The organism is Pseudarthrobacter niigatensis (genome assembly GCF_030812615.1).
GTDB lineage: Bacteria > Actinomycetota > Actinomycetes > Actinomycetales > Micrococcaceae > Arthrobacter > Arthrobacter niigatensis.
On sequence record NZ_JAUSTB010000009.1, the window covers coordinates 64,919 to 87,734 of the forward strand.

The 22,816-nt window shown below is 67.0% G+C and carries 19 protein-coding genes and 1 tRNA gene; 14 read left to right on the top strand and 6 right to left on the bottom strand.

Features of this window, described 5'->3' with window-relative positions:
* Window positions 1-254 precede the first annotated feature (254 nt).
* The 5 genes from J2T23_RS13840 (at window position 255) to J2T23_RS13860 (ending at window position 7,364) form a co-directional block, all read left to right on the top strand.
* Window positions 255-755 carry an HNH endonuclease gene (locus J2T23_RS13840; protein ID WP_056331149.1) on the top strand — a complete coding sequence of 167 codons (501 nt, stop codon included), beginning with the start codon at window positions 255-257 and terminating at the stop codon, window positions 753-755.
* Between the two features lie 55 nt (window positions 756-810).
* Window positions 811-1,818, top strand: coding sequence for an NTP transferase domain-containing protein (locus tag J2T23_RS13845; protein WP_307360809.1), 1,008 nt, complete (start codon window positions 811-813; stop codon window positions 1,816-1,818).
* Window positions 1,815-3,233, top strand: a complete 1,419-nt coding sequence (locus J2T23_RS13850; RefSeq protein ID WP_307360811.1) for a molybdopterin molybdotransferase MoeA — start codon at window positions 1,815-1,817, stop codon at window positions 3,231-3,233. The genes J2T23_RS13845 and J2T23_RS13850 overlap by 4 nt, the downstream gene beginning before the upstream one ends.
* 94 nt (window positions 3,234-3,327) lie before the next feature.
* Window positions 3,328-4,206, top strand: a complete 879-nt coding sequence (gene fdhD, locus J2T23_RS13855) for a formate dehydrogenase accessory sulfurtransferase FdhD (protein WP_307360813.1) — start codon at window positions 3,328-3,330, stop codon at window positions 4,204-4,206.
* Between the two features lie 125 nt (window positions 4,207-4,331).
* A complete protein-coding gene (locus tag J2T23_RS13860; RefSeq protein WP_307360815.1) occupies window positions 4,332-7,364 on the top strand; it encodes an alpha-mannosidase in 3,033 nt (1,010 codons plus the stop codon).
* A 221-nt stretch (window positions 7,365-7,585) separates the two neighbouring features.
* On the opposite strand, the gene J2T23_RS13865 is transcribed toward J2T23_RS13860, so the two are convergent.
* Both J2T23_RS13865 and J2T23_RS13870 read right to left on the bottom strand, forming a co-directional pair.
* On the bottom strand, window positions 7,586-8,323 hold the full coding sequence (locus J2T23_RS13865) for a hypothetical protein (RefSeq protein WP_141180823.1): 738 nt from the start codon (window positions 8,321-8,323) through the stop codon (window positions 7,586-7,588).
* Window positions 8,320-9,051 (bottom strand): hypothetical protein, encoded by a 732-nt coding sequence (locus J2T23_RS13870; protein ID WP_307360818.1) that lies wholly within the window; start codon window positions 9,049-9,051, stop codon window positions 8,320-8,322. The genes J2T23_RS13865 and J2T23_RS13870 overlap by 4 nt, the downstream gene beginning before the upstream one ends.
* A gap of 246 nt (window positions 9,052-9,297) precedes the next feature.
* On the opposite strand from J2T23_RS13870, the gene J2T23_RS13875 reads away from it, so the two are divergent.
* Both J2T23_RS13875 and J2T23_RS13880 read left to right on the top strand, forming a co-directional pair.
* A complete protein-coding gene (locus J2T23_RS13875; protein WP_141180824.1) occupies window positions 9,298-10,959 on the top strand; it encodes an ABC-F family ATP-binding cassette domain-containing protein in 1,662 nt (553 codons plus the stop codon).
* Between the two features lie 2 nt (window positions 10,960-10,961).
* Window positions 10,962-12,875, top strand: a complete 1,914-nt coding sequence (locus tag J2T23_RS13880) for an ABC transporter ATP-binding protein (protein ID WP_307360821.1) — start codon at window positions 10,962-10,964, stop codon at window positions 12,873-12,875.
* A 24-nt stretch (window positions 12,876-12,899) separates the two neighbouring features.
* Here the strand turns inward: J2T23_RS13880 and J2T23_RS13885 are convergent, their stop codons facing one another.
* From J2T23_RS13885 to J2T23_RS13895, 3 genes are all read right to left on the bottom strand, one after another.
* Window positions 12,900-13,316 (bottom strand): NUDIX hydrolase, encoded by a 417-nt coding sequence (locus J2T23_RS13885; protein ID WP_141180826.1) that lies wholly within the window; start codon window positions 13,314-13,316, stop codon window positions 12,900-12,902.
* Window positions 13,313-13,792 (bottom strand): DUF6314 family protein, encoded by a 480-nt coding sequence (locus J2T23_RS13890; protein ID WP_307360824.1) that lies wholly within the window; start codon window positions 13,790-13,792, stop codon window positions 13,313-13,315. The genes J2T23_RS13885 and J2T23_RS13890 overlap by 4 nt, the downstream gene beginning before the upstream one ends.
* A 1-nt stretch (window position 13,793) precedes the next feature.
* A tRNA-Arg gene (locus tag J2T23_RS13895) sits at window positions 13,794-13,866 on the bottom strand.
* Between the two features lie 82 nt (window positions 13,867-13,948).
* Here J2T23_RS13895 and J2T23_RS13900 point away from each other — a divergent pair.
* On the top strand, window positions 13,949-14,722 hold the full coding sequence (locus J2T23_RS13900) for a DUF998 domain-containing protein (RefSeq protein WP_141158023.1): 774 nt from the start codon (window positions 13,949-13,951) through the stop codon (window positions 14,720-14,722).
* Here J2T23_RS13900 and J2T23_RS13905 read toward each other — a convergent pair.
* On the bottom strand, window positions 14,719-15,345 hold the full coding sequence (locus J2T23_RS13905) for a hypothetical protein (protein WP_141158022.1): 627 nt from the start codon (window positions 15,343-15,345) through the stop codon (window positions 14,719-14,721). The two genes, J2T23_RS13900 and J2T23_RS13905, sit on opposite strands and share 4 nt — an antisense overlap.
* Before the next feature lie 32 nt (window positions 15,346-15,377).
* Between J2T23_RS13905 and J2T23_RS13910 the strand changes: the two genes are divergently transcribed.
* The 6 genes from J2T23_RS13910 (at window position 15,378) to J2T23_RS13935 (ending at window position 22,788) form a co-directional block, all read left to right on the top strand.
* Window positions 15,378-16,208, top strand: a complete 831-nt coding sequence (locus tag J2T23_RS13910) for an inositol monophosphatase family protein (protein ID WP_307360829.1) — start codon at window positions 15,378-15,380, stop codon at window positions 16,206-16,208.
* A gap of 83 nt (window positions 16,209-16,291) precedes the next feature.
* On the top strand, window positions 16,292-18,835 hold the full coding sequence (gene pcrA, locus J2T23_RS13915; RefSeq protein WP_370871449.1) for a DNA helicase PcrA: 2,544 nt from the start codon (window positions 16,292-16,294) through the stop codon (window positions 18,833-18,835).
* Window positions 18,836-18,857: 22 nt separating this feature from the next.
* Window positions 18,858-19,565, top strand: a complete 708-nt coding sequence (locus tag J2T23_RS13920; RefSeq protein ID WP_307360833.1) for a hypothetical protein — start codon at window positions 18,858-18,860, stop codon at window positions 19,563-19,565.
* A gap of 224 nt (window positions 19,566-19,789) precedes the next feature.
* On the top strand, window positions 19,790-20,959 hold the full coding sequence (gene sucC / locus J2T23_RS13925) for an ADP-forming succinate--CoA ligase subunit beta (RefSeq protein ID WP_141158019.1): 1,170 nt from the start codon (window positions 19,790-19,792) through the stop codon (window positions 20,957-20,959).
* 11 nt (window positions 20,960-20,970) lie between these two features.
* Window positions 20,971-21,873 (top strand): succinate--CoA ligase subunit alpha, encoded by a 903-nt coding sequence (sucD, locus tag J2T23_RS13930; RefSeq protein ID WP_018769572.1) that lies wholly within the window; start codon window positions 20,971-20,973, stop codon window positions 21,871-21,873.
* A gap of 183 nt (window positions 21,874-22,056) precedes the next feature.
* Window positions 22,057-22,788, top strand: coding sequence for a FadR/GntR family transcriptional regulator (locus tag J2T23_RS13935; protein ID WP_307360836.1), 732 nt, complete (start codon window positions 22,057-22,059; stop codon window positions 22,786-22,788).
* The last annotated feature ends 28 nt before the right edge of the window (window positions 22,789-22,816 follow it).

The following is a 22,816-nucleotide window of genomic DNA, read 5'->3' on the forward strand; positions in this document are numbered from 1 at the left end:
TTAACCAACGCCGGCCCGCGTGCTGCTTGCCAGAGGACCCCCGCCAGCAAGGCGGGGGTCCTTTGCGCTTAAGGGCTTTGCCGCCGGCGTCCCCGCCTTTTCCCTGGCATGGTGACGGAAGGGGCCTCCGGGGCGGCGATTACCTGATTCTGCACTTCTTTGTTTACTCTTGTGATGTCGATCCATAGCCCGGACATGCCGAGGGCAGCCGGCCCTCGTGCCCCTGACGGGTGCGGCCGTGAAGAGGTAAGTGCATGCGCACTCTCGTTCTGAATGCTGGATATGAACCGCTGGCGGTTATCACTTTCCGCCGGGCGCTGGTGCTTGTGCTCACGGGCAAGGCAAGCGTCGTGGCCGAAGGGGACGACCCGGTGGTGGGGCCCACCGACGTCCTGGGCCGCCCGTCCGTGATCCTCCTCAACCGTTACATCCGGCCCAGGTACAACCACTCAACGGCCGTCAGCCGCAGGGGCGTACTCCGGCGGGACGGTCACAAATGTGCCTACTGCGGCAAGGCTGCGCACACAATCGACCACGTTCACCCAAAGTCGCGTGGAGGTGCCGATTCGTGGGAGAACCTGGTGGCCGCCTGCCTGCGGTGCAACAACGTCAAGGGCGACCACACTCCCGCCGAGATGGGGTGGACCCTTCGGTTTGTTCCCGAGCCGCCGCACGGGACGATCTGGCAGATCAAGGAACTGGAGAAGCCGACCCCCGCATGGGATCCGTTCCTGCTGCCGGAGCGCGCTGCCTGACAGTTTCCCGGCGCCTCCCGGCGCCGGAAAGGGTGCCGGTCGCTAGGCTGGGGAAGTGCACAAGAACAGCGTGGCTTTTGATGCCCTGATCCTTGCCGGGGGACGATCATCGCGCCTGGGCGGCGTGCCCAAGCAGTCGTTGGTTTTCCACGGCCAAACCCTTCTGGAGCGCGCCGTTGCCGCGGCGGCCGGTGCCCGGCTGACCGTGGTTGTCGGCGATGCGGGAGTCCTGCCGGGTGAATCCGGGGAGGGCCACCCGCTGCCACTGTCGGTCCGCCCTGCCAACCTGCTTGCATGCCGGGAGGAGCCGCCCTTTGCTGGTCCGGCGGCTGCGATTGCCGCAGGCCTGGATACCCTGGCGAGGAACGGGGGAGGGGCCCCCTACTCCCTGGTGCTGGCCTGCGACATGCCGTTGGCCGCCCAGGCGGTGGCAGTGCTGCGGGACGCATTGCTGCAGTCCGATCCCGGCGTCCGCCCAGGTGGGGTGGTGGCCCGTTCCGAGGACGGCAGGACCCAGCCGTTGGCAGGTTTCTACAGCACGGCTGGGTTAAAAAGGTCCTGCGCTGACCTGGCTTCACGCAACGCCCTGGTCAACGGCTCGGTCAGGGCGCTCCTTGCTAGTCTGGACGTGCAGCTTGTCACAGTCCCCGCCGGGTCCACCGCCGATGTGGATACCTGGGACGATGCTGCCGCGCTGGGTGTTGCCGCCGGGAACCAGCACGCATGGGAAAGTCCGGCGCACAGCCGGAGACAACGTGGGAGGCAAGTCGTGAAAAGCCAGGACGAGACACTGGAAGAGTGGTGCAGGGCGCTCCTCCAGGCGTACAAACTTGAGGACGTTCAGGTGGATATCAACGCCGTGCTGGCGCTTGCAGGCGTGGCCGCCCACTCTGTTGTGCGGCCCGCCGCACCGCTGACTACCTTCATCGCAGGCTTCGCCGCCGGACTGGCTGCCGCACCCGGCAGGGAGATGGATGCGGCATCGATGGACGCGGCACTGGCCGTGGCCCGTTCGCTGGCGGCCGACTACGACGCTGAAGCCGCCGGGACTCCCGGCGAATGACCGCAGAACCCCATCACGGTCCTGACGCGCCGCCGGGAGCGGAGCCGCAGGCGCGCAGGGGCGAAACTGAACACACGCCTGCTGACCATCACCAGGCAGCGCACACCTGGCAGGAAGCCCGGCAGGCTGCCTTCGATGCAGCAACCCCCATTCCGCCAGGCCCCGTTGCCCTGCGGATAGCCCTTGGCCGCAAGCTCGACCGGGACATCGTTGCCCTCCAGGACATGCCCCATTACGCCTCCTCAGCCATGGACGGCTGGGCAGTCAATGGAAGCGGCCCGTGGATCCCGGTGGAGGCCGGTAGCCGGCTGGCGCCGCACCAGGCCAGCCCCATTGCCACCGGTGGCCTCATCCCGCCCGGTGCAAAGGCGGTGCTTCGCAGCGAGAACGCGGTCCTGGGGCAGGATGACGAGGGGCTGCCCGTCCTGATGACCGGCGGCAAGGCGCGTCCGGGCGAGCCCCGCGCGGGAGAGCACATCCGGAAAGCCGGGGAGGAAGCCCTCGAAGGGGACATCCTGGTCAAGGCCGGGGTATCGCTCAACCCCGCACACTTGGCCCTTGCCGCCCTGGCAGGCTACGACGAAGTCCCGGTCCAGGGTAAGCCCGTGGTCCGCCTGGTCCTGACCGGATCAGAGGTGGTGGACCAGGGCACGCCCGCCCCCGGCCAGGTACGCGATACCTTCGGCCCGCAGCTGCCTGACGTCGTGGCAATGCTGGGCGGCATCGCCGCCGGCCAGCAGCGGATCGGCGACTCGTACACCGAATGGCTGGCGGCGCTCGAAGACGTGCTGCCAGAGGTGCCCGGCGCGCCGGACCTGCCTGCCGACGTCGTCATCACCACCGGGGGTACCGGACGCTCCGGAACGGACCACCTCCGCCGGGCAGTGGCCGAACTCGGCGGCCGGCTCATCATCGACGGCGTGGCAATGCGGCCGGGACACCCCGCGGTCCTCGCCGAACTTCCCGACGGCCGTTTTGTCCTGGGACTTCCCGGCAACCCGCTGGCGGCAATGATGGCCCTCTCCACCGTGGGTGCCCCGTTGCTGGCTGCCCTGGGGCACCATCCCATGCCGCCGGTGGAAGACGTGCCGTGCGGAACGATGATCGAGCCCGACCCCGGCCGTACCCGGCTGATGCCCTTCCGGCTGCTGTATGGCATGGCATCCCCGGCGCAGCACACGGGGCCCGGCATGATGCGTGGGCTGGCAGCCGCGGACGGCGTACTGGTGGTGCCGCCGCACGGGGTGCAGCTGGGTGAGCTGGTGCCTGCCTTTGCGCTGCCGTGGGGGGCGCCCATCCCGCGGCCCGGTGAAAGTGATGCCAAGGCCAAGCCCCGAACGGGCGCCCGCACGGGCCAGCCCAAGGCCAAACCGGCAGCCAGCGGACCCGTCGACTGGAGTGCGCTCCTGGGCTGACGCACGTCAGGGCCGGTGCCCCCGGAAGGCGCTACCTGGGACAGGGCAGGCTTTGTTGGTGCCATGATGGAGTAATGAACAAGCAGGGTGGAATATGGGACGGGTAACCCAGCGCCGGAAGGTGCACAAGTATGTCCTGGATGGTTCCCCGAGTGCCCTGGAGTACCCGGTCCGCCACCGTGAAGACGTCCTCGCCGTGGAGGAACCGCTGGAAATCCGGCTCGGCGGCCTGTCCTATTCCGTAACCATGCGCACCCCCGGCGATGACTTCGACCTGGTGGCCGGCTTCCTGGTGTCCGAGGGCGTCATCTGGGCCCCAGAGCAGCTGGTGTCGCTCCGGTTCTGCGCCGGCGAGGACGAAAACGGCGTCCAGACGTTCAACGTGGTGGAGGCCCAGCTGCGGCCGGACGTCCCGCTCCCGGACACGGGCCGCCGGGTCTACACGTCCAGCTCCTGCGGCATCTGCGGAACGGATTCCATCGAGGCCGTCCAGAAGTCCTCGCACCACAGTCCCCAGCCGGACCCGCTGACCGTGGATGCCAGGGTCCTGGCCTCCCTGCCCGGCCTGTTGCGGGAGTCCCAGCGCGTCTTCGACGATACCGGCGGCGTACACGCGGCGGGCCTGTTCAGGATCGACGACGACGGCGTCCCCCGGCTCCTGTGCCTGCGCGAGGACGTAGGGCGCCACAACGCCGTGGACAAAGTGGTGGGCTGGGCACTGCGTGAAGGCCTCCTGCCGTTGGCGGGGACTGTCCTCCAGGTGTCCGGCCGGGCGTCCTTCGAACTGGTACAGAAAGCCTCGCTTGCCGGAATCCCCGTACTGGCCGCCGTGAGTGCGCCATCGAGCCTTGCCGTGGAACTGGCAGAGGCCAACGGGCTGACCCTGGCAGGCTTCAGTCGGGGCAGCAGTTTCAATATCTACGCCGGGAACTCCAGGGTCCTCGGGCCCCAGCCCGCCGTGCCAAGGCCTTAGCGCGGGTAACGCCTTGGCCCGTCCCACACCACCAGCCCAGGGGGTTGGACGCAGTGCCGCCAACAGGTAGATTTGTCCATCGAATGGACTCGATGATCCAGTCTCCAGCCTAAAGAGGACCTATATTGCATGACGACCGCAGGATCACGGAAGTCCGCCTGGCGAGGTTTGTGCGGGAGCGCATTGCCCCTGCCGTTTACAGCAGGACGGTCCCGCTTACCCTGAGCAGCTGGGAAGTGCCCGGTGAGCCGGTCCCGGCGCTTGAAGCGATGCGGCAGGACTTCCAGCCGCAGGAGCACGGCGCCTCCTGGGGACGGCCGTGGGGCACCACCTGGCTGCGGCTGCAGGGGGAAGTGCCCGAATCCTGGGGCGGCAGCCCTGACACCGCCGTGGAGGTGGTGGTGGACCTGGGATTCACCACCGAAGCCCCCGGGTTCCAGTGCGAGGGAATCGCCTGGCGGTCGGATGGCAGCATCATCAAGGCCATCTCACCCCGCAACCAGTACATCCCGCTCAAGCTGCTGGGCAGCGGCATGGCCGTGGACTTTTACGTGGAGGCGGCCGCCAACCCGGACATGGCGCAGGGCTGGACCTTTGCCGCTACCCCTTTGGGGGACAAGGCGACCGCAGGAGACGCCCCGCAGTACCGGCTGGGAACCATCGCCATCGCCGAGCTGAACCAGACCGTGTGGGAACTCCAGCAGGACGTCTGGACCCTCGCCGGCCTCATGGAGCAGCTTCCCCTGGAGCTCCCGCGCCGCCACGAGATCCTCCGCGCCCTCGAACACATGATGGACGTGATGGACCCGGAGGACGTTGCCGGGACCGCGGCAGCCGGGCGCCGGGCGCTCGCCGACGTCCTGACCAGGCCCGCCTACGCCTCCGCCCACCAACTGGTTGCCACCGGGCACGCCCACATCGACTCCGCCTGGCTCTGGCCGGTCCGTGAAACCATCCGCAAATGCGCCCGGACCTTCTCCAACGTGGTGGCCCTGATGGATGAAGACCCGAATTTTGTCTTCTCCTGCTCCTCTGCGCAGCAGCTCGCCTGGATCAAGGAGCTGTACCCGGACCTCTTCAGCCGGATCCGGGAAAAGGTACGCGCGGGGCAATTCGTCCCGGTCGGCGGCATGTGGGTGGAATCGGACACCAACATGCCCGGCGGCGAAGCCATGGCCCGGCAGTTCGTGGAGGGCAAGGGCTTCTTCCTTGCCGAGTTTGGCATTGAGTGCCGGGAAGCGTGGCTCCCGGATTCGTTCGGCTACAGCGCTGCCCTTCCCCAGATCGTGAAGTCCGCCGGCAGCCGCTGGTTCCTCACGCAGAAGATTTCCTGGAACCAGACCAACAGGATGCCCCACCACACTTTCAACTGGGAGGGGATCGACGGCACCCGGCTGTTTACCCACTTCCCGCCGGTGGACACCTACAACTCGGATCTCAGCGCCAGGGACCTGGCGCACGCCGAGCGCAACTATCGGGACCATGGCCGCGGCACCGTATCGCTGGTCCCGTTCGGGTACGGCGACGGCGGCGGCGGGCCCACCCGCGAAATGCTCGCCGCAGCTGCACGCACGGCGGACCTGGAAGGCTCTCCAAAGGTCCGGGTCGGATCCGCGGAAAGCTTCTTCCAGCAGGCCGAGGAAGACTACTCCGCACTTCCGGTCTGGGTGGGCGAGATGTACCTGGAACTCCACCGCGGCACCTACACCAGCCAGGCACAGACAAAGAAGGGCAACCGGCGCAGCGAGCACCTCCTGCGCGAAGCCGAATTGTGGTGCGCCACGGCTGCCGTCCGCGGCGGCGGTGCCTACGACTATCCGGGCGCCGAGCTTCAGCGACTCTGGCAACTGGTGCTGCTCCAGCAGTTCCACGACATCCTTCCCGGCAGCTCCATTGCCTGGGTCCACCAGGACGCCGAGCGGAATTACCAGGCTGTCGAGAGCGCCCTTGAGGCGTTGATCAGCCGCGCCGCCGCCGCGATGCTGGGCACCGGCAGCCGCCAGTTGGTGTTGAACGCCGCACCGCATCCCAGGGACGGGGTCCCCGCGCTGGGGGCGGCCGAACCGGCGTTGAGCCCGGAACCAGTACGGGCCACACCGCATGACGGCGGCTACGTCCTGGACAATGGTGTTATCCGGGCCGTGGTGGATGCGGACGGGCTGCTTTCCTCCCTGCGCGACCATGCCAGCGGCCGCGAAGCGATCGCCCCCGGCCAGCGCGGCAACCTGCTCGAACTGCACCGTGACACCCCCAACGAATGGGACGCATGGGACATCGATGAGTTCTACCGGCGCAACGTCACCCCACTGGTCCACGCAGAATCGGTCCGGCTTGACGGCGGAGGCGGCAGTGCCGTCGTGGTGGTGGAGCGATTGGCCGGGACCTCGCCGCTGACCCAGCGCATCACGCTTGCCCCCGGCAGTGCGTCCCTGGAGATCACCACCTCCGTGGACTGGCAGGAACGCGAAAAGCTGCTGAAGCTCGGCTTCGCACTGGATGTGCGGGCGGACCGGTCGGCTGCCGAAACGCAGTTCGGCCACGTCTTCCGGCCCACGCACACCAACACGTCGTGGGAGGCAGCAAAGTTCGAAATCTGCGCCCACCGGTGGATCCATGTGGGTGAACCCGGCTACGGCGTCGCCGTGTCCAACTCATCCACTTACGGCCATGACGTGGGAAGGAGCATCAGGGAGTCCGACGGCGGAACCACCACCACGGTGCGGCTGTCCCTGCTGCGGGCGCCCAAGTTCCCCGACCCCGACGCAGACCGGGGACGTCACGAGTTGACCGTGGCCATCCGCCCGGGTGCCGGCATTGCCGATGCCGTCCAGGAAGGGTACCGGACAAACCTGGCACCCCGGCTGGTCACCGGCGCCCACGGAGTGGAGCCGCTTTTCTCCGTCAGCAATCCTGCCCTGGTCATCGAAGCCGTGAAACTGGCGCAGGACGGTTCCGGCGACGTAGTGGTCCGGCTGTATGAGTCACTGGGACAGCGTTCGGCGGGGAACATTACGGCAAACTTCCCGGTGCGGGAGGTTGTGCCCACGGACCTTCTGGAGCGACCTGCCGAAGCCCCCGGGGTCGAGCCCTGCGACAACCGGGCCGTGCTTCAGCTCCGGCCTTTCCAGCTCGTCACGTTGAGGTTTGCCCGGAAGTAGGAGTTCCTTGCCCGGGCTGGAGGCAGGTTGGGGGCCTTAAACAGGCTGAGTGGGGGCGGTCCCCAACGATCCGCCACCACTCATCCCCCCAATGTGTGCAAAGGCCCCCGGAGCTGCCGGCGTTTTGGAATTTATCCCCGTTCGAAAACACTGGGACAGCCCCGCCTTCACACATTCATGATTGTGTCACACTCTAATGATTTTGTGAAAGCGGGTGCAGGTTACGTTTCGGTAGATGTCTTTTGGCGGGCCCCGCTTCGTCCATTTACCACCCGGGCGGCCCAAATTAGGGCCAGGCCAACTACGAAGCACAGCACCGCCGTGTAGTTGATGATGAACTCAATGTGGCCGAGGGCCGGCGGGATCAGAGGGAACGACAAGGTCAGCCCCGTCGCCACGGCGCCAAGGGCCAGCAGGGCGGCGGCAGCCCGGATTAGGGCGGGTAGCCGACTCGATACGGCGCGGACCATGGCCGGGAGCAGGGCGAGCGCAACAAAGGCGGGGTACGCGCGGCCGGCAGCCCCGTAATATTCGAGCAGCGCGGAGTTCCAGGGGTCGGTGCCCACTACGCCCGTAAGTCCCGCGGCGGAACCGCTGGTGTCCATCAGGAAGAACAGTGTCACGGCGACCGCGGATATGACGGCGAGGACTGCCATTCCTGTCCGGCCGGTGATGAGCCGGTAGGCGTCCTTTGCACCAAACCCACGGGAAATGCGGATGCCCATGAAATAGATGGCGGCGAAGATCACGAACCGGAGCAGCAGGTTGGCCAGGTTGATTCCCCCCAGCGCCTGGTCGATCACCAGATAGGGGCCCTGGATGCTCAACAGGATGGCCAGGGTCATCATGGCAAAGATGCCGAACAGCGACCGGTTCTCACCGCGGAGGGTGCTGGGAATGCGGGCCGCTGCAACGAATGCGCAGACGGCCAGCGTGGTCCATTGAAGGGTCTCGATCATCCCAGGTTCTCCCAAATCTTTTCTGTCTGCGCCTGGTCCTGCTCCTGGCGGCGCAATACTTTGCCCAGTGCCTGGAGCCTGTCCCCGGCAAGCACGGTGAGTTCTCCGTCAGAGAGGCTGGCCAGGGCAGCCTGCCGGGCTCCAGGGGGCCAGCCCGCCTCCTCCTCTGTGATGATTCCCGTAGCGACCAGTCCGCCGGCCGGTCCAACCCCCGCGGCAGCTGCGGTGGCCATGGCGAGCTCGGGCGACAGCCGGTTGGCGGTCAACTGCGCGGAGTAGTTTTGCGGGGCCACCCCGGTGGCGGCGGACACGCGGTGCCGGACCTCGCCGTCGTCAATGGCATCCACCCAGTTCTTTACGGAGGTCGCGTGCGGGGCCGGGCTGAGGGCAGGGGCGGCTGCTCCGCGGGGGGCGTCCATGGCCGGCCGCGAGAGGAGCGCCCGGAGAAGGTCAGCGCTGGAAATCTGGCTTACCAGTTCGTTCCTGGTGGGCGGACGCGGTGGGCCTGCCAGGGCACTGTAGGCATCGAACCCGGCCAGCGCGGATACCGGGTTGATCTTGTAGGCCCGGCTGATGCTGACCACGGTGGTGACGGAGACCTTGCCCCGGACCAGCTGCTGGGCGAGGGTGGTCCGCTTGATTCCTGAGACCCGGCAGACGTCGGCAGTGCTGGCATCCGGTGCGATGCCTTGCAGCCAGCGCTGGAACGCCTTGGCGGAAAGGGTCATGGACGGCTCTCTGCAGAACGGGTGGTGCTGACGATTTTACCGTGCCCCGCCGGACGCTCCGTGCCGCTGATTTTGTCCGCGGCCCACAGTCGTCTATAGTTGATGGTCGAGCCCGTTGGTCCGTACACCCCCCAAGTCCGGACCAGCGGGTTCTTCTATGTCCTGCAGCCCCAGCGGCGCCGCGGCCTGTTTGTGCCGCCTCTGCCGGCCGTCAACGGCTGTCCGGGCAGCGGCGAAAGGACCACCATGACTGCAACGCTTGTCGCCAAGGACATTTCCGGCGGCCACGGCCACCGCACCCTTTTTTCCGGGCTCTCCCTGACCGTAGCCCCCGGCGACGTCGTCGGGGTCGTGGGCGCCAACGGCGCCGGGAAGTCCACGCTGCTGCGCCTCCTGGCCGGTGTTGACCAACCGCAGGAAGGCTCCGTCAGCCTTGCCCCGGCCGATGCCTTCGTCGGCTGGCTGCCCCAGGAACACGAACGTGTTCCAGGCGAAACGGTGGCAGGGTACATCGCCCGCCGGACCGGCTGCGCCGAAGCCACCCACGAGATGGAGTCCACCGCCGAGGGCCTTGGCTCCGGTGCCCCCGGGGCAGATGATGCGTACGCCCGGGCCTTTGACCGCTGGATGGCCTCCGGCGCCGCCGACCTGGATGACCGCATCCCTGCCGTGCTTGCGGAGCTGGGCCTGGACGCTGGTCCCGAAGCGCTGATGACCGGGCTTTCCGGCGGCCAGGCGGCGCGGGTGGCGCTCGCAGCCCTGCTGCTGAGCCGTTTCGACGTGGTGCTGCTGGACGAGCCCACGAATGACCTGGACCTCGCCGGGCTGGCCACGCTCGAAAACTTTGTGACGGGATTGCGCGGCGGGGTGGTGCTGGTCAGCCATGACCGTGAGTTCCTGGCCCGCTGTGTGACGCGCGTGGTTGAGCTGGACCTGGCCCAGAACAGCGTGGCAGTCTACGACGGCGGCTACGACGCCTTCCTCGAGGAGCGCGCCGTGGCGCGGCGGCACGCCCGCGAGAAGTACGAGGACTTCGCCGCCACCAAGGCAGACCTGGTATCCCGGGCCCGGACCCAGCGTGAGTGGAGTTCGCAGGGCGTCCGGAACGCCATGAAGAAGAACCCTGACAACGACAAGATCCGGCGCGCCGCGAGCACCGAGTCCTCCGAGAAACAGGCCCAAAAAGTCCGGCAGATGGAATCACGCATCGCCAGGCTGGACGTGGTGGAGGAGCCCCGGAAGGAATGGCAGCTGCAGTTCAGCATTGGGCAGGCGCCGCGCTCCAGCGCCGTCGTCGCCACCCTGCGCAACGCCGTGGCACGCCAGGGCAGCTTCACACTGGGACCCGTAAACCTCCAGCTCAATGGCGGTGAGCGGATCGGGATCACGGGCCCGAACGGCGCCGGGAAGTCCACCCTGCTGCGCCTCCTGCTGGGAACCCAGGCACCGGACGACGGCGACGCCTCCCTGGGTGCCACCGTCGCCGTCGGCGAAATCGACCAGGCCCGCGGCCTGCTTGACGGTGCCCAGCCGCTGGGCGACGCCGTCGAAGCCGTACTGGCCGACTGGAACAGCGCCGACGTCCGCACCCTTCTGGCCAAGTTCGGCCTCAAGGCGGACCACACGTCGCGGACCGTGGATTCCCTCTCGCCGGGGGAGCGGACGCGGGCAGCCCTGGCCCTGCTCCAGGCGCGCGGCGTGAACCTGCTGGTGCTTGACGAACCCACCAACCACCTCGACCTGCCCGCCATCGAGCAGCTGGAAGAGGCCCTTGAAAGCTACGACGGAGCGCTGCTGCTGGTCACCCATGACCGCCGGCTGCTCGAAAATGTCCGACTCGACTACCGGTGGCACCTGGAAAACGGCACGGTCCAGGAGCTCCACCACACTGCAAGCCAGGAGAAATAACCATGAGCATGGACCGCGTTGCGTGGAGCTCGCTCTACAACATCAGCACCGCCAAGAGCGGCTCCAAGCCGTTCTCCAAGGAGACCCTGAAGCGGGTGCTGGCCTTCGCCGCTCCGCACAAGGGCAAGCTCATCGCCTTCGTGCTCTCCTCCATCGCAGCGGCCTTCCTGGCCGTCGCCACCCCGGTGCTCGCCGGCCAGGTGGTTGACGCCATCATCGCCAAGACGGATGCCGGCACCGTGATCTGGCTGGCCGTGCTGATCGCCATCGTGGCCGTGGGCGAAGCCGGGGTGGGGCTGCTGACCCGCTGGCTGTCCTCGACCATCGGCGAAGGCGTCATCGTGGACCTGCGCACCCGGGTGTTCGACCACGTGCAGCGCATGCCCATTGCCTTCTTCACCCGCACCCGGACAGGAGCATTGGTCAGCCGCCTCAACAACGACGTCATCGGGGCGCAGTCCGCCTTTGCCGGCACGCTCTCCGGCGTGGTGAGCAACTCCGTGGCTCTGGCCCTGACCCTGGTCGTGATGCTCAACAAGTCCTGGCTGGTCACCGTGCTCGCCATGGTGCTGCTGCCGATCTTCCTGATCCCGGCCCGCCGCATGGGCTCCAAACTGGCGGACCTGCGCCGCGAAGCCGCTGCGCACAACGCCGCCATGGGCACCCAGATGACGGAGCGGTTCTCCGCGCCCGGCGCCACACTGGTGAAGCTGTTCGGCCGCCCGGATGAGGAATCCCGCGAGTTCGCCGCCCGCGCGGGACGCGTCCGCGATATCGGCGTCCGCATGGCCATGCTGCAGTTCACGTTCGTCACGGCCCTGACGCTGGTGTCAGCGCTCGCGCTCGCGCTGGTCTACGGACTGGGCGGCTGGCTCGCCCTGGGCGGCCAGCTCGCGCCCGGGGACGTAGTGGTCCTGGCGCTGCTGCTGACGCGGCTCTATGCCCCGCTCACGGCGCTGTCCAACGCCCGCGTTGAAGTCATGAGCGCACTGGTCAGTTTTGAACGGGTCTTTGAGATCCTGGACCTGAAGCCGCTCATCCAGCAGAAACCGGACGCCGTGCCCGTTCCGGCCGGGCCCGTGTCCGTGGAGTTCGACAACGTCCGCTTCGCCTACCCCTCGGCGGACAAGGTCTCCCTGGCCTCCCTGGAGGAAGTCTCCACCCTTGACACCCGGGGCGGCGAGGAAGTGCTGCACGGCGTCAGCTTCCGGGTGGAACCAGGACAGACCGTGGCCCTGGTGGGCTCCTCCGGGGCCGGAAAGTCCACCATCGCCCAGTTGCTGTCGCGCCTTTACGACGTCGATTCGGGCGCCGTGCGTCTTGGCGGCACCGCGCCGGGGACGGGGCTGGACGTCCGGGACGCCACCTTCGATTCGCTGCGGGATACCCTGGGCATGGTCACCCAGGACGGCCACCTGTTCCACGAAACCATCGCCTCCAACCTCCGGCTGGCCCGGCCCGACGCCACGGACGAAGACATGTGGGACGTCCTGCGCCAGGCACGCCTCGAGACCATGATCAGGTCCCTGCCGGACGGCCTGGAGACCGTGGTGGGCGAGCGCGGGTACCGGCTTTCCGGCGGCGAACGCCAGCGCCTGACCATCGCCCGGCTCCTGATCGCCCAACCCCGGGTCGTCATCCTCGATGAGGCCACTGCTGCACTGGACTCCACGAACGAAGCCGCTGTGCAGGCAGCCCTGGGCGCCGCGCTCGAGGGCCGGACCGCCGTCGTGATTGCGCACCGGCTCTCCACCGTGCGCGCGGCGGACGCCATCCTGGTGGTGGAAGGCGGCCAAATCGTGGAACGGGGAACCCACACCGAACTGCTGGCGGCGGACGGCCGCTACGCCGAGCTGTACCGGACACAGTTTGCCGAGGCCACGGCTGTGGCGCAGGAGTCGGTCCCCGAATTCTAGCGGTTCCTCGTCTCCCGCTGGTTCTCAGACTGCCCGCGCCGCCAGCAGGGGCAGGATGTGCTCAGTCAGCAGCGGCGCGAGGTCGTGGGGGAGGGCCGCGCCCGCCGGAGCGCTGATGTCCAGCCAGCGGATCTCCGCGATTTCAGCGGCGGGCGTGGCCTGCCATGTGCCCGGGGCGATGAAGACGGTAGCTTCGATGTCGGTGGCGGCCTCGTTCGCGGCGTCGGCGATCCACACCCCCATCAGTTCAAGCTCCTGCGGTCGGACCACGATCCCGACCTCCTCGGCGAGTTCCCTCGCAGCCGCCTGCACAGCGGTTTCGCCCGGCTCCGGCTTGCCTCCGGGATGCATGAACATGCCGGTCCCGCGCTTCCGAACGGTCAGGAGGCGCCCGGCGTCGTCAAACACGCAGACAGCGGAGACCACGATCCGATCCTTCATACGGTGATCCTTGCCAGGCGCGAGACGAGCAGCAAATCCTTGCGGGGACCGGTCACGTCCCAGCTGTAACTGAAGGCGTCCGGGCCCTGGCGTGTGTAGGAAACACGGTAGGTGTCGGGATCGCACCAGTGGCTGTCCTGGCTGGTACCGGGGGCGAAGCCCATGCGGTGGAACGGCCTGCCGTCGGGAAAGAATACGTCCAGCGCATCGGGCTGCGGCAGGGGTTTCAGGACGTACTCGCGGGAGGCGGGGCCCGTGAAAGTAGGCCACCGCATGGTGCCTTCCTCGCGAAGGGCCAGGCCGCCGTCGTCCGTGGGGGTGAAAATCGCGACGCCGGAAAAGGTCCCGCGGGTGCCGTCCGACCTGTCCAGCAGGTCCCGCTCCACCAGCCAGCGGCCCGGCTGCCCCGGCTGGCTTGTTGGGCGGCGGCCCAGGAGGTAGGCGCGGAGGCTTGGCTCCGGGGAAGGAGAGTTCAAGTGCCCTCGATTGGAATCGAACCAACGACACCGGCTTTAGGAGAGCCGTGCTCTATCCACTGAGCTACGAGGGCGCGCACCCGGGGGCCGGCGGGGCCGGTCCGTCCGGACACGGTTACAAGCATACAAGGTGCCGGGCCGTACTACGCTCAAGGCATGAGTCCAGCACCCACTGCCACTCCCGCCACTGCCGTCACCCCGAACGTGGCGTCCACCCGGCAGTACATCGGGGCGTGGGCGGTGTTGAGCGTGCTGCAGTATTTCGCCGCCGAGGCTGCCGTGGCCATGGCGTGGGCGGGACCCCGCCCGTACGACCTGCGGACGGGGTACATCAGCGACCTGGGGGCGCTCCACTGCGGCATCTATTCCGGACGGGATGTCTGCTCGCCCCTGAACTGGCTCATGAATGCCTCGTTCGTGGTCCAGGGCCTGGGGCTGCTGGTGGGGGCGGTACTGCTGACCTCGGGCCTGCTGCGCGTGGCCGCGCGGCCTGGCACGCGGGTGGACTGGCGGCGCCGGGAGCCCTGGCTTGCGGCCTCCGCAGTCCGGCTGCTCACCGGAGCCGCCGGCGCGGGAACCGTGGTGGTGGGGCTGGTCCCGGAGGATACGGGCTCACCCTGGCACTACGCCGGCGCCATCACATATTTCATCTCCGGCGGGCTGGCATTGCTGGTGCTGGGCGTCCTGTGGCTTCGGAAGACCGGGATGGCGTGGTTCCTGCTGGTGTGCGGAGGCGTGTCGCTGGCGGCCACGGCCACGGGTGGACTGACCCGCATGGGGGTTCCCGAGCCTGGCACTTTGGAGCGGCTGATGGGTTATCCGGTCACGGTGGGGATGGCCGCAGCGGGGCTGGTCATCGCCCAGCGGGTGCATCGGCACCGGATGCAGCGGCGGGCGGAGGCAGCTGCCGCAAAGGCAACTGCCGTTTAGGGCTCTTTCCTCTTCCTGCTGTTGAGGAACACCGCCGCGGCCCCGGCCAGGAGGCTCAGCACCAGAAGGACCCAGCCTGCAATGGTGAGGCCGGATGCCAGGGCCACCTGGCCGGCGTCGGGACCTTCCGTGCCCATCATGGCGTCGATGGCCACGTTGCCCCACAGCCGCACCACGACGAACAGCATGGGCAAAGCCCAGAGCGCCCAGCGCACCGCCTTCCGCGCCACGTTGGTCCCAATGAGCAGCAGCCAGGTGAACCCGAAGATCAGCGGGAAGAGGGTGCCCGCGGTCTTGTGGACATAGTTCAGCTGGCCCAGGGCGTCGCTGTTCATGACCCCCTGCAGCCGGCCGATGTAGCCGGGGTCAAAACCACCAACCAACGAATCAGGCATGGCCATTTCCTGGGAGAGCTGCGTGAGCTGGGACAGGGTCAGCAGGTGCAGGTACCAGAACAGGAACAGGCTGGCCACCACGCCGGCAATGACGATCAGGTTGCTGTTGCCCTGCGCCTTTTCCGGCGTGCGCGCAGTGGTGGGGTTGACCACCGGTGGCAGGTGATGTTGCGGCACCGCCGCGTTGGCGCCGTGCTTCTTGATCCGCTGGGCAGGGGTTTTGGCCATGCCACCATTATCCCGCCCCATAAACTGAACCCATGACCACTGGCCGACACAGCGCAGCTGTTCTTGACCCCGCATTGGACGACTACGAACTGGCCTCGGCGCTGGTCCGTGAAGCCGGACAGCTGGCGCTCCTCATGCGCATGGCCGGCCTGCAGTCTGAACAGAAGACCTCCGTCTCCGATGTGGTGACCGCGGCGGACCGCGCCGCGGAGGCTTACGTGCTGGAACAGCTCCAGCGCTGCCGGCCGGAGGACGGCATCCTGGGCGAGGAAGGCGCCTCCGTCCAGGGAACCAGCGGACGCACCTGGGTGATCGACCCCGTGGACGGCACCTACAACTTCCTGCACGGCTCCACCTACTGGTGCTCCGCCATCGCACTCAAGGACCACCGCGATGTGCTCCTGGGCGCCGTCTTCCAGCCTGAAGAGGACAAGCTGTGGCTTGGCGGGCACGACCGGCAGGCAACGCTCAACGGCGATCTGCTGACGACATTCACGGCGGACAGAGGCAGGCGCAACACCACCGGCGTTGCCGAACTTGGTGCCGCCACCTACATCCACCCCACCTGGTTGATGGACCCCATGTGCGCCATGCCGTGGCACGCTGCGGCCACCTCCGCCGCATCCCTCCGCATGCTCGGATCCGGTTCCTGCGACCTGGGCCGGGTAGCCGACGGGCAGCTGGGGTGCTGGTTCCAGCACAGCTGCCCGGAATGGGACTGGCTGCCGGGCAAGGCGATCGTCCGTGCGGCCGGCGGGGCCGTGGACACCGTCCACGTCAACGGGCTGGAGTGGTTCATCGCAGGAGGAACGACGGCGGTCCGCGAGCTGCGTGCGGCCCTCGAGTCAGGCTCGGTGGCCTAAGGCAATTGCCCGTGCACCGGGAGTAATCCACAGCCTGGAAGGCGTTGTCGGTCCCACCGCCTAGACTTGTAGGCACCATGGATATGTTGTTTGACCCGTACTCTGACGGACCGTTCAAGGCCGCTCCTGCCTCCACCGCCCGCACCAGGACGGAGCCTGAGGGCGTTGCCACCACGGCGGGGCCGGGCGGGATGCCGGATCCGCAGGATGGCGGTCTTCACCGCTCAGGCGGCTGGCAACAGTCCAGCCGGAACGCCGGTAACCGGCAGGACGACGGCCACCATGGCAGCCGCCGCCCGGATGCTGCCCAGCTGCTGGAAGGGCTGAACCCGCAGCAGGAGGAAGCGGTCAAGCACGGCGGATCCGCGCTGCTGATCGTCGCCGGCGCGGGCTCGGGCAAGACCCGCGTGCTCAGTAACAGGATCGCCTACCTGATCGCCACCGGCCGGGCGCACCACGGCGAAATCCTGGCCATTACCTTCACCAACAAGGCGGCCGCGGAAATGCGGGAGCGCATCGAGGCCCTGGTGGGCGGACGCGCCAAGATCATGTGGATCTCCACGTTCCACTCGTCCTGCGTGCGGATCCTGCGCCAGGAAGCGGCGAATGTCGGCCTCAAATCCAACTTCTCCATCTACGACTCCGCCGACTCCCTGCGCCTGGTTACCCAGGTTTCCAAGTCCCTTGACCTGGACCCCAAGAAGTTTGCGCCCAAGGCCATCCAGCACAAGATTTCCGCGTTGAAGAACGAGCTCATCGACGCCGACTCCTTTGCCTCGGAAGCCAACTATAACGACCCCTTCGAACACGCGGTGGCGGACGTCTACAAGGGCTATACCCAGCGCCTCCGGCAGGCCAACGCCATGGACTTCGACGACCTCATCGCCGAGACCGTCTACATGTTCCGCGCCTTCCCGGCCTTGGCAGAGTCATACCGCCGCCGGTTCCGCCACGTCCTGGTGGACGAATACCAGGACACCAACCATGCCCAATACGCCCTGGTCAGGGAGATCGTGGGCGAAGGCCCTGGCGCGTCGGAGCTTACCGTTGTGGGCGACTCGGACCAGTCCATCTACGCCTTCCGCGGCGCTGACATCCGGAACATCGTGGAGTTCGAAAAGGACTACCCCGAGGCCCGAACCATCAAACTGGAGCAGAATTACCGCTCTACCCAGAACATCCTGAGTGCCGCCAACTCGGTGATCTCGCGCAACCCCAACAGGCCCGAGAAAAGGCTGTGGACGGCTGAAGGCGAAGGCCACAAAATCATCGGCTACGTTGGCGAAAACGAACACGACGAAGCGCAGTTCATCGCCAAGGAGATCGACCGGCTCCAGGACGAGGAGAACCTCCGCCCGGGCGACGTCGCCATCTTCTACCGCACCAACGCCCAGTCCCGTTCCATCGAGGACGTGCTGGTGCGGGTGGGCCTGCCGTACAAAGTGGTGGGCGGCACACGTTTTTACGAGCGCAAGGAAATCAAGGACGCCCTCGCGTACCTGCGCGTCCTGGTGAACCCGGACGACGACGTCAACCTCCGCCGGGTGCTGAACGAACCCAAGCGGGGCATCGGGGACCGTGCCGAAGGCGCCGTGGCGGCCCTCGCCAGCCGCGAACGCACGTCCTTCATGGCAGCCGCCCGCCGCGCCGACCAGGCTCCGGGCATGGCCACCCGTTCGGTCAACGCCGTCCTGGGCTTCGTGAAAATGCTGGACGACCTCGCCGAGGTGGCTGCCGGGTCCGGGGCTGCCGCAGCACTCGAAGCGGTCCTTGAACAGACCGGCTACCTCGCGGCGCTGCGCTCCAGTACCGATCCGCAGGACGAGTCACGCGTGGAAAACCTCGCCGAGCTCGTGGCCGTGGTCCGCGAGTACGAGCAGGAGAATCCGGAGGGAAGCCTGGGCGCCTTCCTTGAACAGGTGTCCCTCGTGGCAGACGCCGACCAGATCCCGGACGCCCCCGGCGCGGACATTGACGCCGCCGTGGCCGAAGCCAAACGGCTGGGCGTGGTGACACTGATGACCCTGCACACGGCCAAGGGCCTGGAGTTTCCCGTGGTGTTCCTGACCGGCATGGAACACGGGCTCTTCCCGCACCAGCGCTCAGCCACCGACCCCAAGGAGCTCGCCGAGGAACGTCGGCTGGCCTACGTGGGGCTCACCCGTGCCCGGAAGCGGCTGTACGTGACCCGGTCCGAGGTACGCAGCATGTGGGGCCAGAGCCAGTACAACCCCGCCAGCCAGTTCCTCGAGGAAATCCCCGCAGAGCTCCTGGAATGGAAACGGGAGGGAACCAGCCGCCAGTCATGGGCCGGGGGTGGTTCGATTGGTTCGGGCCGGTACAGCGGTTCGTTCTGGGGCGCCGGCACCTCACGCGGAACGGCCGCGGACTCATCGGCCGGCTTCAACGCCGACGTACCGGCTTTCATTGCCAAAAACAGGGTGCAGCCGCAAAAGGAGATCATTGCCGTGAGCGTGGGGGACAAGGTCAACCACACCAGCTTCGGCAACGGAACGGTCCTGGCCCTTGAAGGAGCCGGAGACAAGACCGTGGCGAAGGTGAAGTTCGACGTCGGCGAAAAGCGCCTGCTGCTGCGCTACGCCCCCCTCACCAAACTCGACGCCTGATGGGCGCGCCCGCCCGGGCATAATGGAGGCCATGCGACGGACTGTATGGGGGATGCTCGCCGCCCTTTTCCTTATCATTGCCACGGGCTGCACGGTGACCACCGAAGACCCCGCCTACGTTCCGCCGGCTCCGCTGCAACCCATGGAGCAGCTGGAAAAGGCACCGCTGGCTGATGCGAAGACATTCTCCAGCGGCGACGACGTCCTCTCTTTCATCACCGCCGACCGGACCGTCGCGTGCTCGCTCACGTCCGCCCGCGGGGAACACCTGAACCTGCCCTACGAGCAGAACCGTTACAGCGACGCCGCCAACAACAAGCTGCCCATTGTCCCGGTAGCCTACTGCGAGCTCGCCACGTATCCGGCGCTCCAGCTGGACGACACCAAGGGCGACTGCGCCGGAACCCATTTGGGCTACCTGGGCGGCGTGGCCCTCCTGACACCGGACAATGCCCGCTACGGCGAATGCCGCTCCGGCGTCACACCCATGGAAGCCGCTTTCGGGCCCAAGGGGAGCAAGACCGGGCCCCTGGCCCAACTGCCTGTGCTGGCGGACGGGCAGAACCTGGAACGCAACGGGCTGCGCTGCTCCGCGTACAACGACGGTGTGGCATGCGGAAACGTCTCCGCCGGCGTCGGATTCTTCGTTTCGCCCAAACGTTACGAGCTGATTCAGGGGCCAGCCAAAACCAGCCACCCGCCGCAGTCCGAGGGCCAAAAAACCCCGTAAATCCGCGGTTTTTCTACCGTCCATAGAATAGTGTGCTTACTCACATAAGGGGTAGTCTGGGACGGCCCGGTCCCTCCAAAGGACTAGAGTTCCCCATGGAGCATTACGCCGCGTGGCTCGTTTCCAGACAGGCCGCCGGTGCGTGCAATCCGCAGCCCGGTCATCGTCGTACAGATGGTGTCCGACTGTACAGAAACTACTTCGACGTAGAAGGACACTAAACCGTGGACCTGTTTGAATACCAGGCGCGCGATATGTTCGAGGCGCACGGTGTACCCGTGCTTGCCGGCATCGTGGCGTACACCCCAGAAGAAGCAAAGGCAGCTGCCGGGAAGATCGGCGGCGTTACCGTTGTCAAGGCACAGGTCAAGGTAGGCGGCCGCGGCAAGGCCGGCGGCGTCAAGGTCGCAAAGTCCGCTGACGAGGCGTTTGAGCACGCCACGAACATCCTGGGCATGGACATCAAGGGCCACACCGTCAAAAAGGTGATGATTGCCCAGGGTGCAGACATTGCCGAGGAGTTCTACTTCTCCGTCCTGCTCGACCGCGCCAACCGCAACTACCTTGCCATGTGCTCGGTTGAAGGTGGCATGGAGATCGAGCAGCTCGCCGTCGAACGTCCCGAAGCGCTGGCCAAGATCGCCATCGATCCCGCCGTGGGCATCGACCAGGCCAAGGCCGACGAAATCGTCGCCGCCGCAGGCTTCGCCGAGGAACTGCGCGGCAAGGTCGCCGCCGTGATCCTGAAGCTCTGGGATGTCTTCAAGAAGGAAGACGCCACCCTGGTGGAGGTCAACCCGCTGGTCAAGACCGGCGCCGGCGACATCGTGGCACTGGACGGCAAGGTCTCCCTGGATGAGAACGCCGACTTCCGGCACGCCAAGCACGCGCAGCTCGAGGACAAGGACGCTGCCGACCCGCTTGAGGCCAAGGCAAAGGCGCAGGACCTCAACTACGTCAAGCTCGACGGCGAAGTAGGCATCATCGGCAACGGTGCAGGCCTGGTTATGTCCACCCTCGACGTCGTGGCCTACGCCGGCGAGAACCACGGCAACGTCAAGCCCGCCAACTTCCTGGACATCGGCGGCGGCGCATCGGCCGAGGTCATGGCCGCCGGCCTGGACGTCATCCTGGGCGACGAGCAGGTCAAGTCCGTGTTCGTGAACGTCTTCGGCGGCATCACTGCATGCGACGCTGTCGCCAAGGGCATCGTCGGCGCACTGGCTGAGCTGGGCCACGCTGCCAACAAGCCGCTGGTAGTCCGCCTCGACGGCAACAACGTCGAGGAAGGCCGCCGCATCCTCAACGAGGCCAACCACCCGCTGGTTACCTTGGCCGCCACCATGGACGAGGGCGCCGACAAGGCCGCCGAGCTCGCCAACGCAGCGAAGTAAAGGGACGCACCATGTCTATCTATCTGAACAAAGACTCCAAGGTCATCGTCCAGGGCATCACCGGCGGCGAAGGCACCAAGCACACCGCCCTGATGCTCAAGGCCGGCACCAACATTGTTGGCGGCGTCAACGCCCGCAAGGCCGGCACCACGGTCCTGCACGGCGACAAGGAAATCAACGTCTACGGCACCGTCAAGGAAGCCATGGCTGAAACCGGCGCCGACGTCTCCATCGTCTTCGTGCCGCCGGCCTTCACCAAGAACGCGGTCGTCGAAGCCATCGAGGCAGGCATCGGCCTGGTCGTGGTCATCACCGAAGGCGTTCCCGTCCAGGACTCCGCCGAATTCTGGGCGCTGGCCCAGTCCAAGGTGGACGCCGACGGCAACCAGGTCACCCGCATCATCGGCCCGAACTGCCCCGGCATCATCACCCCCGGCGAAGCACTGGTGGGCATCACCCCCGCCAACATCACCGGCAAGGGCCCCATCGGCCTGGTCTCCAAGTCCGGCACGCTGACCTACCAGATGATGTACGAACTGCGCGACCTTGGCTTCTCCACCGCCATCGGCATTGGAGGCGACCCCATCATCGGCACCACGCACATCGACGCCCTGGCTGCGTTCGAGGCTGATCCCGAGACCAAGGCCATCGTCATGATCGGTGAGATCGGCGGCGACGCCGAAGAGCGCGCAGCCGACTTCATCAAGGCCAACGTCACCAAGCCGGTCGTCGGCTACGTTGCCGGCTTCACCGCCCCGGAGGGCAAGACCATGGGCCACGCCGGCGCCATCGTCTCCGGTTCCGCAGGCACCGCACAGGCCAAGAAGGAAGCCCTCGAGGCCGCCGGAGTGAAGGTCGGCAAGACGCCGTCCGAGACCGCCAAGCTGCTCCGCGAGGTCTACGCCGCCCTGTAGGCAGCACTTCAGAACGCGGGGCCATCCCCGGGTCCGTTTCCAGTCATGGGACGGACCTGCGGGTGGCCCCGCTTTCGTTGTTTAACAACCGGCGACGACGGCGGGCGGCGCCTGCCCAGCCCCGTCGAGTAATGTTGGCACAGGAAAACAGGGCGCCCCGGGCGCGCAGGCAGGGGATTATCGATGGCAGAAAAACGACCCACGCTGGTCGACGCCGTCGTGGACAAGGTCCTCGAGCACATCATCAGCGGGGACATAAAGGCCGACGACGCCCTGCCGCCTGAGGCTGACATCGCCAAGGAATCGGGTGTCAGCAGGCTGACGGCCCGGGAAGCCATGAAGGTGCTCAAAGCGCAGGACGTTGTCTACGTCAAGCGCGGCCTGGGCACCTTCGTCAACCCGCCGGAGCGCTGGACCGGGCTGGACGCCATCATGCGCGCAGCATCCAGGGGAGTGGCCTCCGACCAGGTGGCCCTGCGCCTGCTGGAAGTCCGCCGCATGGTGGAGACCGGGGCGGCCGAACTCGCTGCCTCCCGCCACCGGCCCGCCGACCTTACCGCCCTGCAGGACAGCGTGGAGCAAATGGAAGCGGCACACCAGGCCGGAGACGTGGACGCGCTGACCGTGGCCGACATCGCCTTCCACGACAGCGTGCTGCGGGCCTCCGGAAACCCCTTCGTGCCCGCCCTGCTGGGACAGCTCTCCACCCTGCTGTATGCCATGCGTCGCGAAACCTCGGCATTCCCGGATGTGCAGCGCCATGCCATCCACCACCACAAGATGGTCCTTGCTGCCATCGCGGCCGGCGATCCTGCCACGGCCCGGTCCACCATGGATGCCCACATCACCCAGACCTTTGAGGACTACGAGCAGTTCCTTGCCATGTCCAGCCGGAGCGAAACGACGGCCCGTTAGGATCCCTCCGGTGCAGCCTCCAGGGGGG